The organism is Bifidobacterium sp. M3-N-101 (genome assembly GCF_023656805.1).
GTDB lineage: Bacteria > Actinomycetota > Actinomycetes > Actinomycetales > Bifidobacteriaceae > Bifidobacterium > Bifidobacterium breve.
On sequence record NZ_JAMOKQ010000005.1, the window covers coordinates 161788 to 179536 of the forward strand.

Consider the following 17749-nt stretch of genomic DNA (forward strand, 5'->3'; position numbering starts at 1 on the left):
GGAGGAATGAATGCGGCGTTGGCTGGTCAATGTGGCCAAAAATGAAACGATTCTTGTCGTTGCCGCAATACTTGCACTGATTTCGTGTTTTGTAGTACCTCCGGATGATGAATACACCATGTACATCCATGCCAGCACCATCAGCCAGTTGATTTGCCTGATGATTGTAGTCTGCGGATTTCAGCGCATCGGCATCTTCCGCATCATTGGCTCCCGTCTGCTGCAACGTACTTCCACCATGCGCGGGCTGGTGCTCACCTTGGTGGCATTGACGTTCTTCTCCGCGATGCTCATCACCAACGATGTCGCCCTGGTCACGTTCGTGCCATTCGCTATTGCGGTGCTTATCATGGCGGGCCAAGAGGATAAGACCATACTGGTGGCCACGCTGATGACCATCGGCGCGAATGTGGGCAGTATGCTGACGCCGGTCGGCAACGCGCACAATCTGTACCTCAAAGCGCTCACCGAAATGTCGACGAAGCGATTTATCAGCATCATGGCGCCGTATTCCTTCACCGCAGCGATACTGCTGGTCATTGTGATATCTGTGGTGTTCGGCAGCAAACCAGTGGGCGATTTGGGCGATCTCGAAACCGGTGTGCTCGCTCCCGAACGCAGCAAACATCAGCCCGATGAGATCCGCATCACCGGTTACGGCGCCGGTTACGGCGGCTGGCGCACGGTCATCTATTCACTGCTGTTCATCGTCTGTCTGCTGGCTGTTTCCGGCATCATCCCGTTATGGGCCATGTGCGTGATTGTGGTCGTATCGTTCCTGTTCACCGACCGCCGCGTGTTCAAATATGTGGACTGGGGACTGCCGCTGACCTTCTGCATGTTCTTCATTTTCATCGGTAACATGCGCCGTGTGCCTGAATTCTATGAGCTGGCACGCACCCTGGTCGGTTCCCATCCGTTGGAAGTGGCGGTGGCGTCCAGCCAGGTAATCAGCAATGTGCCTACCACCATTCTGCTGTCCAGCTTCTGCAATCAATGGCGGGCGCTGATCATCGGCACCAATCTGGGTGGTATGGGCACGCTTATCGCATCCATGGCCTCGCTGGTGGCTTATAAGAATGTCACGCGCCAATACCCGGATAAGAAGGGGCGTTACCTCGCCGTCTATTCGGCGGTGAACGTGCTGTTCTTGGTGGTGCTGCTGACCTTGAGCTGGATTATCGAATAGAGCCTATCGGGCATACACGGTGGGAGAGCCGGACATCCTGCTCATGGCTGAAACCGGGATGTTGTGAACCTGGCTGATGGCCGCGTCCAGAGTGGAAGTCGCGGAAGTCGCTGACGTCATAGGGGATGAGTTGACGGCTTTGGCCATCGGGTGCTGATAGGAGTTGGAGTTGCGAGCCAGACGCGCCAATGCAGGACGCTGCCTGCGGAACAGATTCATAAACATGCCGCACACTCCTTCATCGTTGGCCGACGGTCTGGTGACCGTCGTGATTTCCATCATGGCTGCCCATATCGGCATCCGCTATGGGGGATATCCCCCATTATTCCCTTATTTCACACAATTTCCCCTCATCCTTAAGGGTGATTCTTTCGAAAATGTGCGGGGAAAGCATGCGATAGCGGGCACGCGAGAATCTGCATGCCCGATGAAGCGGTGTATTACCGTGAAGTGACCAGCGTAACGCTATATGGTTCAATCTTCATCGCGAACAATGACGACGGTGTGGTCGTCGGTGTTACTGCTGGATTCCACGGTGATGCGCAATTTGCCGTAATCGGTGGTTTTTCCGCTGACTTTGGTGACGAATCGATACCAGCCTTCCGTGGTCACGATGATGGAGCCAGAGGGGACGCGGGGCGGTGATACGTACGTAACGGCTGTTGGCGTGCACCGGTGGTTCGGGGCAATCGGTGGTCATTCTCTGGCCATGTGCCCCACGGATTTCGGTGCCATAGCTGACGGCCGAGCAATTGGTGAAATCCCAGAATCGCAGTGGGTCTGCTTGGGTGCGCCAGCGGTCAGAGCCTGCGGCGCGCCAAGTGTGGTGATCGAGGTAGACGCCGTCGAAACTATAGTTGTTCACCATGTTGGCGTTCAATCCACCGTCTGCGCTGTGGTTGATGTCCTCGAAGAACACGCCGTACAGTCGTTCGCTCACTTGATGGGTGGAGCTCCCCACCGAAATCCGCACCATAACTCAATCTTACGTGTCTGATGTGCGAAATGCGGCGGAAGAGTTCAGGCACAGTTCATATTCCGGTCAGTCCTTAATGCCAAATCGCCGTTATACGGCCGGTACGCTCGAAAACAGAGGTTAACGTTAGAAGACGGGAGTATTGCTGTGCAGTCCTCGGTGGGAATACTCGAGCGCATCGACCATGTGTATCCGTCGTTGCGCCCGGCGGAGCGCGCTGTGGCACAGTACATTCGTGAGCATGCCGAAGAAGCCGCCGATCTGACTGTCGGCCAGATGGCGGATATCGCCCATGTCAGCCAGCCCACGGTAATCCGGTTTGCCCGCAAGCTTGGCTTCGGCGGATACCGTGAACTGCGCTATGTATTGCGGCATCCGGCCGCCGAACATCAGGTGACGTTCGACCCACTGTCCGGGTTCGATTTGAATCCATGGGACAATGTGGAGGAGATTCCCGCCAAGGCCGCCGAAGGTGCGAAAACGCTCATTGGCGAGATGTGTGATGCCTTGGATGTCAAGGCTTACCGTAAAGCAATCGCGCTGATTGCCGAAGCCGGTTTTATTGATATTTTCGGTGTGGAGAATTCGCTGACGCCTGCGACCGATCTGTTCACCAAGCTCGGCTATCTGGGACTCACTTGCCGTCTCAGCACCGATGCTTACATGCAGCAGATTGGCGCCGGGCATATGCGCCATGGCGATGTTGCCATAGCGTTCTCTCACTCCGGAAGTTCGTCGGATACGGTCAAGGCGCTGCGATTGGCAAAATCGCATGGTGCAAAAACCATTGCGATTACCAATGCCGTAGGCGTGCCTTTGTCCAGTTGGGCCGATGTGGTGTTGCTGACCGGACGTGGTTCGCGCGCGATCTATGGCAATGCCATTTTCTCCTGCGTGGCAGATGCCGCGCTTGTGGATATGCTCTACATGGGAGTGATTCTGTCTAATTACGGCCGTTTCTCCGCGGCACTGGATGAGTCAGGCCGCATGATTCGTGACCGCGTGTTCGAGGGCTGAGCCGTTAGCTCTAGGGCGATATACCGCGGAGCTTTTACACCCCTATGATTAGACTGATGCGAGTTTGGCCCCGTAGCTCAGCTGGATAGAGCATGTGACTTCTAATCTCAAGGTCGACGGTTCGAGCCCGTCCGGGGTCACGAAAAAGCCCTTGGAATCGTAATGATTCCAAGGGCTTTATGTATTAGCGAGCTTCGAGATTACTGGGTGCACGACAGGACAACGAACCGGGAAACGATGGAATCGGCAAAGACGGGAGATCCTGATGCAGAGCATATGGCAGACAATCACGGCACCGCCCGTGACCATACCGTTCTCGCTCATGTGGCTATGCGTGTTCGCACTCGAACTGATCATGCTGCCGGAACATATACGATTGGCCAGATATGGCGGCTACTGGTACATGTACCCCTACGACTACCGGACCACGCAGATGGTGTCGGGACGCAGGATATGGCACCGGTTCGCATCGGCGGCCGTCGCGGCGACGTGGATGTGGTACACGGCCATGGAACACAGTCCCTCTACGGGCAATCCGGACTCGTCGATGGGCAGGGTCTTCGGATCGTACAGGAACACGGTCCAGTTCGATTGTTCCGTCATGACACATCACGGCACACGCAATCTCCGATATCGGTCGGGTTTTCGATGGTCCGGCCTCCATAGCGTAAGGAATAATCTTGGCGGACGTGTGCGGCGGGCGGGAACACCTCATCGAACCGGTTCGCAATCCTTCGTCCGATATCGTCGAAATCATCGAAATAAATTGGCGGGCTTGGAAGCCAGTCCGTATGATGTTGAGCTGTCGACGACACCGAAGATGACGCCGACGATTTCCGAAAAGGGACCCATAGGAGGAGACAATGAGGTTTTCCAAGACGGCCACGGCCGTGATCGCCATGATCGCCATGATCGCCCCCACGGCGGCATGCGGCACCGACAACGCATCCTCGGACGGCAAGACCGAGATCACCGTATGGGCGTGGGACAACAATCTCAAGGCCAATGCGAAACAGTTCATGAAGGACAATCCGGACATCAAGGTCACGTTCGCCAACGCCGGCAGCAGCAAGGACGAGTACGTGGCCCTGTCCAACGCGATCGAGGCGGGCAGCGGAGCCCCCGACATCGCGCAGATCGAATACTACGCCATCCCCGAATACGCCATCAAAGGCGCGTTGAAGGACCTCACCGACAACGGGGCCGGCAAGTTCAAGGACTTCTACACGCCGGGCACGTGGAGTTCGGTCAACTACGCGGGCGGCATCTACGGGCTGCCCATGGACTCCGGCCCCATGGCGTTCTTCTACGACAAGGAGGTCTTCGACAAGGCCGGCATCGACGAACCGCCCGCCACATGGGACGAGTTCTACGAGGACGCCAAGAAGATCCGCGCGGTCGGATCCTACATCACCAACGACCCCGGCGACGCCGGATTCTTCAATGCCATGGTCTGGCAGGCCGGAGGCCACCCCTACTCCACGTCCAAGGACGGCAAGACCGTGACCGTGAACCTCACCGGGGACCCCGGCGTGAGGAAATTCACCAAGCTCTGGCAGAAGATGATCGACGAGGACCTCATCGAAACGAAGACCAAGGGCACCAGCGACGACTGGTACCGCGCCGTCGGCTCCGGCGAGTTCGCCGGCGTGATCACCGCCGCATGGGCGCCCGGCATGTTCCTCAACCAGGCGTCCGAAGGCGCCGGCAAGTGGCGCATCGCCCAGATGCCCGCATGGTCGGCCGGCGGACACGAGGTCTCCGAGAGCGGCGGCAGCTCCCTCGCGATCCTCTCCTCGTCCAAGAAGGCCGACGCCGCGTACAAGTTCATGGCGTACGCGCTCCACAACAAGGACGCGGTCATGTCCAGGGTCGACCAGGGAGGCTTCCCCGCCGACCTCGAATCCATGAAGAACGACAAGTTCCTCAACCAGACCACCATGGTCAACACCAAAGGCGAGACCGTCGAATACTTCGGCGGCCAGAAATTCAACGCCGTGTTCGCCGAGGCCGCCAAGAACGTGGTCACCGGATTCGAATTCCTCCCGTACGACGTGTACGCTCGCAGCATCTTCACCGACACCGTGGGCGCGGCCTACATGGGCCAGGGCACGCTGATGGACGGCGTCAAGGCATGGCAGGCCAAGCTCGTCGAGCAGGGCAGGAGCCAGGGCTTCACCGTCAAGGAAGGATAGGAACGCAAGACATGGTCGGAATCAAGGACGTGGCGGGCAAGGCCGGCGTGTCGATCAGCACCGTCTCGTACGTGATGTCGGGGAAACGACCCATCTCCCCGGCCACGAGACGCAGGGTCCTCGCCGCGGCGAGGGAGATCGGCTACGTGCCCGAGCCCGGAGAACACGCCGCCCGCACGACGAGGACCCACTTCGTGGCCCTGAGCTCGCCCGTTCACGATTCGACCAGCTACACGAACTACTTCGCCTACTTCCTTCACTTCCTCAGACAAGCACGATTCCACGGCTACGAAACCCTCCTGCTGACCGAGGAGAACGGCGGGGAGCAACTCGCACGGCTCATCGACACCGGACTCGTGGACGGGGTCGTGCTCATGGACGTCAACATGGATGACAGCCGTCTCGCCGTGGCCGCCGCCACGGGAGTGCCGTTCGTGTCGATCGGACTGCCCGGCGCGGACACAGGCATCCCGTGCGTCGACATCGACTTCACCCTCATGGGCGGCGGCATCATCGACCGGCTCGACCGGCTCGGACACTCCCGCATCATGTTCATCGGCGGCAAACACGTCGACTACGAACGCGGCGGGGGAGCGAACTACCTGGTCCGCCTGCGGTCCGCCCTCCTCGACAACGCGCGACGCCGGAACATCCGGGTCGACGAACAATACACCGACGAGGACGACTTCGACGCCATCGAAACCATCCTCGACATGGCCATGCTCAATGGGGACACCGCGATCGTGTCCCAAGGCGGCCCCATGTTCCTCAACAGCCTCGTCGCCGTGGCCCGCAAGAACGGAATCCGCTTCCCCGCGGACCTGTCCGTGATCTCCGCGGGAACCTTCACCGACCCGATCGGCAGGCGGCTGCGCATCGACGAATACCCGCTCCTGCCCGCGGACCTGTGCCGCATGGGCGTCGACATGATCGTCCGTCTCATGGACGGCGAACCATGGCGCGGCGATCGCGTCACGCTCATCCCGCCCGTCTACCAACGCCGCGGATCGCTCGGCGCGCCCCGCGAGCCTGAAACCCGCTCCGCGACGACGCCCGGACCCGCATCACTCGCGGCGACGGCACCACCGTGGAATACACGACGCGCAGGATCGCTGGAGGCATCACCGCCTCCAGCTCCGACGGCAGCGAATTCACGCTCCGCGACAACTCCACAGGCGCACCCGTACGATCCCACAACGACCATGCGATCATCGAACGATAACAAAGGAGCCGATGATGACCTCTTTCAACCGTGAACCCCTGCCCGACGCCGTCCGCACGAATGGCGCCTCCCCGAACCCGTGGTGGTCGAACGCCGTCGTCTACCAGATTTACCCACGTTCCTTCCGGGACACGAACGGCGACGGTCTCGGCGACCTGAAGGGCATCACCTCCCGCCTCGACTATCTCGCCGACCTCGGCGTGGATGTGCTGTGGCTCTCCCCGGTCTACAGGTCCCCGCAAGACGACAACGGCTACGACATCTCCGACTACCAGGACATCGACCCGCTGTTCGGCACGCTCGACGACATGGACGAGCTGCTCGCCGAAGCGCACAAGCGCGGACTCAAGATCGTGATGGACCTGGTGGTCAATCACACCTCCGACGAGCACGCGTGGTTCGAGGCGTCGAAGGACAAGGACGACCCGCACGCCGACTGGTACTGGTGGCGTCCCGCCCGCCCCGGCCACGAGCCCGGCACGCCCGGCGCCGAGCCGAACCAGTGGGGCTCCTACTTCGGCGGCTCCGCATGGGAGTACAGCCCGGAGCGCGGCGAGTACTACCTGCACCAGTTCTCGAAGAAGCAGCCGGACCTCAACTGGGAGAACCCGGCCGTGCGCCGTGCAGTGTACGACATGATGAACTGGTGGCTCGATCGCGGCATCGACGGCTTCCGCATGGACGTCATCACCCTGATCTCCAAGCGTACGGATGCAAACGGCAGGCTGCCCGGCGAGACCGGTTCCGAGCTCCAGGACCTGCCGGTGGGGGAGGAGGGCTACTCCAGCCCGAACCCGTTCTGCGCCGACGGTCCGCGTCAGGACGAGTTCCTCGCCGAGATGCGCCGCGAGGTGTTCGACGGGCGTGACGGCTTCCTCACCGTCGGCGAGGCCCCCGGCATCACCGCCGAACGCAACGAGCACATCACCGACCCCGCCAACGGCGAGCTGGATATGCTCTTCCTGTTCGAACACATGGGCGTCGACCAAACCCCCGAATCGAAATGGGACGACAAACCATGGACGCCGGCCGACCTCGAAACCAAGCTCGCCGAACAACAGGACGCCATCGCCCGACACGGCTGGGCCAGCCTGTTCCTCGACAACCACGACCAGCCGCGTGTCGTCTCCCGTTGGGGCGACGACACCAGCAAGACCGGCCGCATCCGCTCCGCCAAGGCGCTCGCGCTGCTGCTGCACATGCACCGCGGCACTCCGTATGTCTACCAGGGCGAGGAGCTCGGCATGACCAATGCGCATTTCACCTCGCTCGACCAGTACCGCGACCTCGAATCCATCAACGCCTACCATCAACGCGTCGAGGAAACCGGGATACGGACATCGGAGACCATGATGCGATCCCTCGCCCGATACGGCAGGGACAACGCGCGCACCCCGATGCAATGGGACGACTCCACCTACGCCGGCTTCACCATGCCCGACGCCCCGGTCGAACCCTGGATCGCCGTCAACCCGAACCACACGGAGATCAACGCCGCCGACGAGATCGACGACCCCGACTCCGTGTACTCGTTCCACAAACGGCTCATCGCCCTGCGTCACACCGACCCCGTGGTCGCCGCCGGCGACTACCGACGCGTGGAAACCGGAAACGACCGGATCATCGCCTTCACCAGAACCCTCGACGAGCGAACCATCCTCACCGTCATCAACCTCTCGCCCACACAGGCCGCACCGGCCGGAGAACTGGAAACGATGCCCGACGGCACGATCCTCATCGCCAACACGGACGATCCCGTAGGAAACCTGAAAACCACGGGAACACTCGGACCATGGGAGGCGTTCGCCATGGAAACCGATCCGGAATAAACCGGACCCAACCGCCGCCGAACCGACAAGAGGGCCCCGCGCCACGCATGAACCAACACCATGCGCGGCACGGGGCCCTCACGCCGTATCACGGCTGTCGGGTCGATACCCGACACCGGTCGTGTGACCACTGGGACAGGGGATAAGAGCCAAGGAGACGAACCACCATGACGATGGATTGGCTGCAATGTATTGGACGGTCTCGTGTGGGACAGGGCAACGAAGGAGATGATCATCACGGCCGATCAGAATCATCCGCGTCATTACGAGGAGGAGTCCAAGCGGCAGATCGTGCAGTCGTACGAGAACGGCAAGCTGTCGTCGCGGATCAGGGAGGAGTACAGCATCCCGCGCTCCACGCTGCAGCGTTGGGTGCAGGGGATACGCAACAGCGGATCAACCAGGGGATAACGTCCTATAAGAAATCGATATATCGAATCTGCCTTCCTTGGCTGTTCCATTAGGTAATAATGTTTCTTATCGAAAAGTGAACATTAACAGGAGAGAAAATTCATGGTTCGATGGAAGAAGATAGCCGCGATTCTGGCACCAGTCCTGCTGCTTTCGGCATGCGGCAGCACCCAGTCGGCATCATCCGCCAACGATTCGTCAGCGGGTCCAAACGCTGTCATCAGCGTAAACGGCACCGAACCGCAGGTTTCCTTGGTGCCGATGAACACCGGTGAAGTCGGCGGAGACCGCATACTCAGCGCCATCCTCGCTGGTCTGGTCGCTTATGACCCGTCCGGCAAGCCGGTGAATGAAGTGGCCGAAAGCATCACACCGAATTCGGACGCAACCCAGTTCACAGTGAAGATCAAGGACGGTTGGAAGTTCACGGATGGCACGCCGGTCACGTCGGAGTCGTTCACCAAGGCCTGGAGCTATGCGGCGAACGTGACCAACGCCCAGCTGAACTCCTCGTACTTCTCCATCGTCAAGGGATACGACGAACTGCAGAAGGAAGGCACGCCCTCAGACGCTCAGCTGTCAGGACTGGTCGTCAAGGATGACCACACGTTCCAGATCAATCTGAACGCGCCGGACTCCGCACTGCCCAGCCAATTGGGTTCCGTCAGCTTCCTGCCAGTTCCGGAAGCATTCTATAAGGATCCTAAAGCGTATGGCGAGAAGCCGATTGGCAACGGTGCCTATAAGCTCGTTTCCTGGAAGCATGGACAGGGCGCGAAGGTCATTCGTAACGACGATTACAAGGGCAACTTCCCCGCGAAGAACGGTGGCATCGACTTCCGGTTCTATACGACCTTGGACTCGGCATACGCTGATGTTCAGGCCGGTAACCTCGATCTTCTGGATCAGATTCCCGCCACCTCCTACTCTTCCTATCAGAAGAATAAGAATGTGAAAGTGTTCACCGCGGCCGGTTCCCAGACACAGGGCATCAGCATTCCCGAACGCCTGAAGCATTTCAGCGGGGAGGAAGGCATACTTCGCCGTCAGGCCATCAGCCTGTCCATCGATCGAGACCTGATCATCAAGAAGCTCTTCTATGGCACCCGTGTCAAGGCAGTTGATTATTCGGCGCCTTCCATCACCGGATACACCGATAATCTGAAGAACAAGACCATCCTCGAATACAATCCACAGAAGGGGAAGGAACTCTGGAAGAAGGCGGATGCCATCTCCCCGTGGGATGGAACATTGAGCATCGCCTACAACGCCGATTCCAGTGACAAGCAGTGGATTGAAGCCGTCTTGCATCAGTTGCAGGACAATCTGGGTGTCGATGTGCAGCCGCAGTCATATCCGACAAAGAAGGAGCTGCGCACCGCCGCCGTCGACAAGACTCTGCCCACTCCATACCAGTCGGGTTGGGCCCCGGACTATCCGAACATCGAAAACTATCTGACGCTGCGCTTCAGCTCCGATGGCGGATACAACGAATACGACTACCACAATGACAATGTCGACAAAATTCTCGCCGAAGGTTCCGCGGCCCCCACGACCGATGATGCCAACGCCAAGTATCAGGAAGCCGAAGAGATTCTGCTGAACGATTTGCCGCAGATTCCGTTGTGGTATCAGAACATCACGGCAGTTGGTTCCAAGGACATTAAGAAAGCTGCGTTCACCTATAACAACTATCCGATGTATGCTGATTTGGAGAAATGATATGCCCACCGTCTATCTGGCAGGGGGATGCTATTGGGGCGTCCAGACCTACTATGACCGGGTGCAAGGTGTGACAAGCACAGTCGCGGGATTCGCACAATCGAGAATCCCGCGACCCACAGGGGAGCAGATTGCTTCCGGTGAAGCTGGCGCCGTGGAGACTGTGGCCGTCGCCTACGATTCGCAGCAGGTCTCACTGCAAACACTGGCTAGATTGCATGCCCTGCTCATTCAGGAGACTCCGGCCGATGAAAAAACACCCATTTCAGAGCATGCCGGTTTCTATTGGACTGATTCAGAACAGAGGGATGCATTCGAAGCCGCCATTCGTGAGCGAAACCTTGCTGATGTGACCATCGAACGGCTCACTCGATTTGAGGAGTCTTCCGAGGAACAACAGCACTATCTCGCATCCCATCCGGGAGCCGAATGCCATATACCGCTCACCTTACTGAATGAGGTCGGGAAATACCAGAAGGAGCTCTCGATGTAGAGCAGTGTCACTGCAGTCAAATCGCTTGTGTCCATCGCGGCCCTACAACGATTAGTTATTGATGAGGGTACAGCCAAGGTGTAGTCGACTGCATGGGACATGGAAATGCTGAAAAACGGCTCTTCGGGTGTTTGTGTGGGGGTGGAGTGGAGCCGCTGGTTGTCGGACCGCCACACGTAGTCGTTGAGGTTGTGCCTCAGCTGCTCGATCGTGGTGCAGTGGTTCCGGTACGCGAGCTCCTTCTTCGGCGGCTTGTTCGTGTTCGCGCATGATGTTGCCGATGCGTCTGCTGGACGCGGTGACGCCCCTCCTTTCCGGGGCGGCCTTGATCTTCCTGGCGCCGTAGCGTTCGCGGCCATCGCGCCAGGCCGCGCGCACGTCGCCGGCGATTGGATCCGCACGCTCCGTCTCGGGATGCTCGATCATCCGGTAGTAGGTGGAGCGGGGAACGCCCGGTATCCCGCACTGCGCCGATATCGGGCAGCGGGCGGCGTTGGCCCGTATCACGCCTGCCTTCGCGCGAATACCGGCGCCGCTTGTTCTGAAACGTCCACCTCCATCTCCTTCTCATACCCGGGAACACCCTTAAGGGATGCGGCGGCTGTGCTTTAGCTATACACTGGCAGCAGATGTGCTGAAAAACGGCTGTTGCCGAAAAGTCCGCCAATGGCGACGAACGAGGGAAGAAGGGCCCGTGGCGCGAGCCATTATCGAAGTGAGAAACCTGCGCAAAGAGTATCCGGTCGAGGATGAGACCGTGGTGGCGCTTGACCGCGTTACTTTGGCGATTCCGCAAGGACAGATTTGCTGTATCTTCGGCGAGTCCGGTTCCGGCAAGTCCACGCTGCTCAACCAACTCGCCGGTATGGAGAAGCCCACGCGCGGCGGGGTGCGAATCGGCGGGGTGCCGGTCAGCAAGCTCAATGAGCGTGAACTTGCGGCATTTCGGCAGAAGCACATCGGTTTTGTGTTTCAGTCGTACAACCTGTTGCCCAATTTGACGGCGCTGGAAAATGTGGCGATGCCGTTGATGTTCCGCGGAGTGTCAAAGGAACGTCGCGACCGCGTGGCTCGTAGTGTGCTCAAACGAGTCGGGCTCGGGCATCGACTCGGCCATTATCCGAGGCAGATGTCCGGCGGACAGCAGCAGCGTGTTGGCATTGCCCGTGCATTCGTGACCAAGCCTGAAGTGGTATTCGCCGATGAACCCACCGGCAATCTCGATTCCAAGACCAAGACCGAAGTCATGACCATGATCTGTTCCTTCGCTCGCGACTTCAACCAGACCATCGTGTTGGTCACCCATGACCCGCAGATGGCCGCCTACGCCGATCGCATCGTCACACTGCTTGATGGACGTATCGTCAGCGACCAGATCAACCAAGGCGTCACTGTTCAATCGATTTCAGCTCAGTCCATTCAGTCGGCTCAATCCGACCAGTTCGTTCAAGCCGTTCAACCTACTGCAGTGCCGTCCGCATCCGTGCCGTCCGTACAAACCGTCTAAGGAGATGCCCGATGAAACACCTCACCACACGTATGCTTGCCATCATCGTTGCCCTGCTTGCCTCGCTATCCATGATGCTCGCCATCGTTTCCCTGCCTCATCTGGCATACGCCGTAGACGCGGATGACGGCAGCGCGCAGGGGGCCGATCAGAGCGTGGCTCCCACGCCGGTGGCCGGACCGGTGCCGAACATCATCGTCACCAACTTCACCTACGGCGGCGATTCCGTGGCTGCCGGTGCCAAATTCGACTTGAACTTCACCTTCCAGAACATGGGTCAGGTGGCCGTCGCGAACATGGTGGTCACGGTGGACGGCGGCGAAAGCTTCGCCATTGCGGGCGGCACGAACACCTTCTATTTCGATGCGCTGTGGGCCGGATATTCGTTGAGCCAGACTGTGCCGATGCAGGCGCTCGCCTCGGCCAAAAGCGGTGCCCAGCCGGTGACTGTCAGTTTCAGGTATGAATATCTGGACTCCGGCGCACGCTCCTCGAACCAGTCCGACGTGAAGATAGCCGTGCCAATCAGCCAGCCCGATCGCTTCGAGGTTGGCGATCCGGTGCCGTCAGACCAGATTGTGGCCGGTCAGGAGACCACGGTCACGCTGGAATATGTGAATAAGGGCAAGGGCGACATCGCCAACGTTGAGACCACGATGGAGGGAGAGGGTTTTGACGCGACGATGAAGACCCAGTATGTGGGCAATGTGGCTTCCGGGGCCACCGGCTCTATTGGCTATGCCTTCACTCCCACCGCTTCCGGTGAACTCAACGCCACACTCAAAGTGTCCTATGAGGATTCCGATGGACAGAGCAAAACCAAAGAGTTCCCAGTCAAACTCTCGGTGGCTGATGCGGCGCCGATGGATGATCCAAGCAGGGTCGATTCCGATATGAATCAGAATGCCAGCCAGGGTTTGCCATGGTGGGTATGGGCGGCAGCGGCAGCCGTTGCGGTTGCGGTAATCGTAGGTATCGTTCTGCTGGTGCGTCGCCATCGCAAGAAGAAAGCCAAGAGCGAGATTGATGAAGAGTGGGATGACTGGGCTGACGGCAATGCCGACGGCAAATTAGGCACTCAGTCCGGCGGCGATATTGCAAGAGGCAAGACTGTGGGCGATGCTGCGGATAGCACCACCACGAATAACGCCACTGCAAGCGGCGACGCAACAAGTACGTCCGCAATCAGCCCGTCCACCGACGCCACGCCGACCACGGTGATCGAGCCGGTGAACGCCGCCGCCGAACCGAACCAGATTGTGCCCGATGACTCGGGCCAATCTGACGGTTCCGCTCAAACAGTCTGAAAGTTCCGGCCATGCGATTCAGCGACATTCTGCGACTGTGCAGACAGAACCTATGGCGACGTAAATCCCGCACAATACTGACCGTGCTGGGCGTCATCGTCGGATGCTGCTCGATTGTGCTCATGATCTCCCTCGGGCAGGGCATCAACGAGCAGAATGAAAAAATGCTCAAATCGATGGGCGACCTATCCATTGTCACCGTCTACACCAGTGGCGGCTATGCCGGGCCGATGGGCGGCGGGCACGGATCATCGTCGGCATCCAGCGATGCCAAGCTCGATGACAAAGCGCTCGAATCGTTCCGCTCGATGAGCGGCGTATCCGGCGCGACTCCGATAATGAACTTCCCCTACAACGTCACGGCCAAGGCCGGCGCAGGTGGACGGTACATCTACGATCACGTGCAGATCATGGGCATCGATATGAGCCAGTTCGAACAGATGGGCTACAAAATGGTCGATGGCAGCAAGCCAACCACCAAAGACCAGGTTCTTGCCGGTGAATGGTTTGCTTACGGGTTCATGGACACGTTGAAAAACGGTGAGATGCGTACCGGCACCCGTGGCAGCGGCTATTCGTCTTGCACATTCAATTCGGCCACCGGCGAATGCGAGCCGGATCAGGATGAGGACCCGTTCTTCGACCCGCTCACCACGCAAATCAGCCTGACCACCGGAACCAACTATCAGGGCGACCCATATGTGCAGAACATGTACGGCGGGGGAGGCGGAACGACTGTTGGAAGCGACCAATCCGACAACGTCACCATCGATCTGCGTGCGTCCGGCATTATCGGCGGCGATTACAACAAGGGATATGCCACGGCGGACGGTCTGGTCATGGATTTGCAGGCGCTCAAGGATTTGCGCGCCAAAGTCGATCCGGCCGCCGCCAAAAAAACCGTCAACTACGATCAGGTGTTGGTCAAGGCTGCGGATCTTTCCTCCGTGCCCGAAGTGGAATCGCAGATTAAGGCGCTTGGCTACGAGACTTCGTCCTATGAGGACATGCGCAAGTCGTTGGAGGAGCAGTCGCGAGCGATTCAGCTGATTCTGGGCGGCATCGGCGCGGTCTCTCTGTTGGTGGCGGCCATCGGCATCGCCAATACGATGGTCATGTCCGTGACCGAGCGCACGCGCGAGATCGGCATTATGAAGGCGCTCGGCTGCTACGTGCGTGATATCCGCGTCATGTTTTTGACTGAAGCCGGCGCAATCGGATTCTTTGGCGGATTGATCGGATGCATGCTGAGTGGATTGATATCGTTGGGCATCAATGTGGCCGGCAGGATGTATGCGGGCGGCATGGTCGGCAGCTCAAACGGAAGTTCCGGCGATGGTGCTGGTGGCACATCCATATGGATGATTATGTGGCAGGCATTGGTCGGAGGTGAGGACGTGACCCGCTATTCGGTGATTCCGTGGTGGCTGTTCCTGTTTGCGGTGCTGTTCTCCACACTAATCGGCCTGCTGTTCGGCTTCGGTCCGGCCAACAAAGCCGTCAAAATCCCGGCCCTGGATGCCATCAAAAACAACGAGTGATCGCCTCTGTCACCTGCTCCACCGTCAGTCCATAACGTTCGTTCAGTTCGCCCAGCGGCACGCGGTCGGTGAATTCCTTGGCTGCGCCGAAGTTCAGCACACGAGGATTACGGCTGCTGTCCGAGACATGATGATTCGCATAGTATGCGGTCACCTTCTCACCCCAGCCGCCTTCCAGCTGCCCGTCTTCAAGCGTGACGACCAGCTCGTGGCCGTCACGCAACGATTCCAGCGCATCCGCATCCAACGACGTGCACTGGCGCGGGTCGATGACCGTTGCCTTCATGCTATGTTCGGCGGTCAACGCGGCAGCCACCTGCTCCGCAAGCGGATATGCGTTGCCCAATCCGGCGATCGCAACCCGCGAACCAGTCTGATTAATACGCCAAGCCAAGGGGTCGCTCCCGCTGGTGGGCTGAGCCGTTACGCCAGCAACTCGGTGTGCTGCGGATTCGCTCCCGCTGACGGGAGCTGTCGACGCCCTCGACTGAGGGTGGCCAACCTGAACCCGTCCACCCGTCACCGGCAACAAACTCGGCTCCCGTTCCGCAGCCAGAATCGCCTCACCCGGCACCCGAATCACCACCGGCCCATCGGGAGCTCCATCGGCTCCAGCCGGCAGCGTCGCCCATGCCAAATCGGCCAGATACTCATCTGCCGAAGTAGGCACCAGCATCGTGATGCCAGGAATATTGGCGAACATCGCCACGTCATACGCGCCGGAATGCGTGTTGTCGGAACCGGATAGGCCGCCTAGGAAATCAAGCACCGTCACCCGAGACCGGTTCAGGCTCATCTCCTGGAAGAACTGGTCATAGGCGCGTTGGAAGAATGAGGCCGTAGTGGCCACCACTGGTGTGCCGCCAGCCCGTGCGATGCCAGCTGCGAAAGCCACGGCATGCGATTCGGTGATGCCCGTATCCACATAATGCGAGCCTGCGCGTTCGCGGAATTCATGGGTGATGCCGTTCGACCCTGGCGTGGCGGGGGAGATGACCACCAATCCCGGTTCGCTGACAAATCGCGGTTCGAGCGCGGCCATTGCCATCTTGCCATAATATTTGCGCGGATCATCAGGCTTGCCGATGGCGGAATCCGGGTTCTGCCAATGGGAGGCTTCGCACTGACCCTCATGCGGTTCATGGTCGGACAGATTACAATGATCCGAATGCCACGGTTCACGGTGCGATAGATTGCTGGACGGGTGGATTCCGGTGGCGGAGCTGGTGGGCTCGCCGTCGTAGCCGGCACCCTTCAACGTGTGGATATGCACCACAACAGGGTGGTCGATATTGCGTACTTCCTCAAATGCCGCTACCAGCGCATCCACATCATTGCCATGCTCCACATAACGGTAATCCAGTCCGAATGCGTTGAATAGGTTCGGTTGTGCAGTGCCGCCCGAGGCGCGCAACCGGGCGAGTGTCCCGTACATGCCGCCGAAATCACCGGCGATCGACATCTCATTGTCGTTGAGAATAATAATGAGATTGCCGCCTTGCTCAGCGGCGTTATTCAAGCCTTCAAATGCCACGCCCGAGCTTAGCGAACCATCGCCGATAACGGCAACTACATTGCCGATGCCGCTATCGGGCCCCTCCATATTGCGGGTTTTCGCCAATCCGCAGGCCAATGAAATTGAGGTACCGGTATGCCCCAGCACGAACTGGTCATGGTCGCTCTCGTCCGGGTTCGTGAATCCGGTCACGTCGCCGAATCGGTTTGTGTCCAGATAGGCGGCAGCGCGGCCGGTGAGCATTTTATGCACGTAACTTTGGTGGGAGACATCGAACACAATGCGGTCATGCGGTGAATCAAACACGCGATGCAGTGCGACGGTGGCTTCCACCATGCCCAGATTGGAGCCTATATGCCCGCCGTGAATATGGCCGTAATGCAGTAGGGTGGTGCGAATTTCGCGGCATAGCTCATTCAGTGTATTGGGGGAGAGTGCTTTGACGTCGGCAGGGCTGGTAATGCGACGCAGCAGGGTGGCATCGGCGAGATTGCCTGAGTCGGTGGAATGAGTGTTGTCGATTGCGCCGCTGGCATCGTGTGCACTGATTCCGTTTCCCGGCATGCTATGCATATCCTCGAATCTCCCTCCACAATTCATACCGAAACCGACATGCTAGCGCTGCGCAGGCGGCAACGTGCGCGGATGAGGGCAATACCCTCAACATCTCCGTAAATGCTGCAAATACTGCGGCGATGAGGAGGGATAGCGGATTTGATACAGCATGCAGCATGGATGGGCGGTGTTCACAGAGTGTTGTGTGGGAAAATAAAGGAGGTAATTTGCCGGACCTTGTGGTGACCGGCCGATCTTCAAGGAGCGTG

The 17749-nt window shown here is 59.0% G+C and carries 14 protein-coding genes, 1 tRNA gene and 3 pseudogenes; 12 read left to right on the top strand and 6 right to left on the bottom strand.

Annotated features, from left to right (window positions below; all coding sequences use genetic code 11):
• Positions 1–10 precede the first annotated feature (10 nt).
• Positions 11–1189 carry an anion transporter gene (locus NBH12_RS05275; protein WP_025221279.1) on the top strand — a complete coding sequence of 393 codons (1179 nt, stop codon included), beginning with the start codon at positions 11–13 and terminating at the stop codon, positions 1187–1189.
• Between the two features lie 3 nt (positions 1190–1192).
• Here the strand turns inward: NBH12_RS05275 and NBH12_RS05280 are convergent, their stop codons facing one another.
• Together NBH12_RS05280 and NBH12_RS11125 are read right to left on the bottom strand one after the other, a co-directional pair.
• The gene (locus tag NBH12_RS05280) at positions 1193–1414 is read right to left on the bottom strand and encodes a hypothetical protein (protein WP_014484040.1); all 222 of its coding nucleotides are present in this window, start codon (positions 1412–1414) and stop codon (positions 1193–1195) included.
• A 403-nt stretch (positions 1415–1817) separates the two neighbouring features.
• Positions 1818–2108 (bottom strand): annotated as a pseudogene (locus tag NBH12_RS11125) (hypothetical protein); the annotation flags it as partial.
• Positions 2109–2312: 204 nt separating this feature from the next.
• On the opposite strand from NBH12_RS11125, the gene NBH12_RS05290 reads away from it, so the two are divergent.
• Positions 2313–3182: a MurR/RpiR family transcriptional regulator gene (locus tag NBH12_RS05290; protein WP_042994204.1), complete on the top strand. Its 870-nt coding sequence runs from the start codon at positions 2313–2315 to the stop codon at positions 3180–3182.
• A 66-nt stretch (positions 3183–3248) separates the two neighbouring features.
• Positions 3249–3322 (top strand) — tRNA-Arg (locus NBH12_RS05295).
• A 277-nt stretch (positions 3323–3599) separates the two neighbouring features.
• Here NBH12_RS05295 and NBH12_RS05300 read toward each other — a convergent pair.
• Positions 3600–3785, bottom strand: a complete 186-nt coding sequence (locus tag NBH12_RS05300; RefSeq protein WP_025221282.1) for a hypothetical protein — start codon at positions 3783–3785, stop codon at positions 3600–3602.
• 260 nt (positions 3786–4045) lie between these two features.
• Between NBH12_RS05300 and NBH12_RS05305 the strand changes: the two genes are divergently transcribed.
• From NBH12_RS05305 to NBH12_RS05330, 6 genes and pseudogenes are all read left to right on the top strand, one after another.
• Complete coding sequence (locus tag NBH12_RS05305; RefSeq protein ID WP_016462335.1) at positions 4046–5377, top strand: ABC transporter substrate-binding protein; 1332 nt, start codon at positions 4046–4048, stop codon at positions 5375–5377.
• An 11-nt stretch (positions 5378–5388) separates the two neighbouring features.
• Positions 5389–6633, top strand: a complete 1245-nt coding sequence (locus NBH12_RS05310) for a LacI family DNA-binding transcriptional regulator (RefSeq protein WP_050824706.1) — start codon at positions 5389–5391, stop codon at positions 6631–6633.
• Complete coding sequence (locus NBH12_RS05315; RefSeq protein WP_250819258.1) at positions 6614–8428, top strand: glycoside hydrolase family 13 protein; 1815 nt, start codon at positions 6614–6616, stop codon at positions 8426–8428. Before NBH12_RS05310 ends, NBH12_RS05315 begins: the two co-directional genes overlap by 20 nt.
• Before the next feature lie 228 nt (positions 8429–8656).
• Positions 8657–8833 (top strand): annotated as a pseudogene (locus NBH12_RS05320) (transposase); the annotation flags it as partial.
• Positions 8834–8941: 108 nt separating this feature from the next.
• Entirely contained in the window at positions 8942–10561 is a 1620-nt protein-coding gene (locus NBH12_RS05325; protein ID WP_025221286.1) for a peptide ABC transporter substrate-binding protein, read from the top strand.
• A gap of 1 nt (position 10562) precedes the next feature.
• Positions 10563–11054 carry a peptide-methionine (S)-S-oxide reductase gene (locus NBH12_RS05330; RefSeq protein WP_106648641.1) on the top strand — a complete coding sequence of 164 codons (492 nt, stop codon included), beginning with the start codon at positions 10563–10565 and terminating at the stop codon, positions 11052–11054.
• On the opposite strand, the gene NBH12_RS11130 is transcribed toward NBH12_RS05330, so the two are convergent.
• Both NBH12_RS11130 and NBH12_RS05340 read right to left on the bottom strand, forming a co-directional pair.
• Positions 10964–11413: an IS3 family transposase gene (locus NBH12_RS11130; RefSeq protein ID WP_250819248.1), complete on the bottom strand. Its 450-nt coding sequence runs from the start codon at positions 11411–11413 to the stop codon at positions 10964–10966. The two genes, NBH12_RS05330 and NBH12_RS11130, sit on opposite strands and share 91 nt — an antisense overlap.
• A pseudogene (locus NBH12_RS05340) lies at positions 11318–11617 on the bottom strand (IS3 family transposase); the annotation flags it as partial. The gene NBH12_RS11130 and the pseudogene NBH12_RS05340, both read right to left, overlap by 96 nt.
• A gap of 131 nt (positions 11618–11748) precedes the next feature.
• On the opposite strand from NBH12_RS05340, the gene NBH12_RS05345 reads away from it, so the two are divergent.
• The 3 genes from NBH12_RS05345 to NBH12_RS05355 are packed head-to-tail and all read left to right on the top strand — an operon-like array spanning position 11749 to position 15409.
• Positions 11749–12561, top strand: a complete 813-nt coding sequence (locus NBH12_RS05345) for an ABC transporter ATP-binding protein (RefSeq protein ID WP_134859393.1) — start codon at positions 11749–11751, stop codon at positions 12559–12561.
• 11 nt (positions 12562–12572) lie between these two features.
• The gene (locus tag NBH12_RS05350) at positions 12573–13868 is read left to right on the top strand and encodes a COG1361 family protein (protein ID WP_134859392.1); all 1296 of its coding nucleotides are present in this window, start codon (positions 12573–12575) and stop codon (positions 13866–13868) included.
• Positions 13869–13879: 11 nt separating this feature from the next.
• Positions 13880–15409, top strand: a complete 1530-nt coding sequence (locus NBH12_RS05355) for an ABC transporter permease (protein WP_250819249.1) — start codon at positions 13880–13882, stop codon at positions 15407–15409.
• On the opposite strand, the gene NBH12_RS05360 is transcribed toward NBH12_RS05355, so the two are convergent.
• Entirely contained in the window at positions 15393–17498 is a 2106-nt protein-coding gene (locus NBH12_RS05360; protein ID WP_250819250.1) for a 1-deoxy-D-xylulose-5-phosphate synthase, read from the bottom strand. The two genes, NBH12_RS05355 and NBH12_RS05360, sit on opposite strands and share 17 nt — an antisense overlap.
• Positions 17499–17749: the final 251 nt, after the last annotated feature.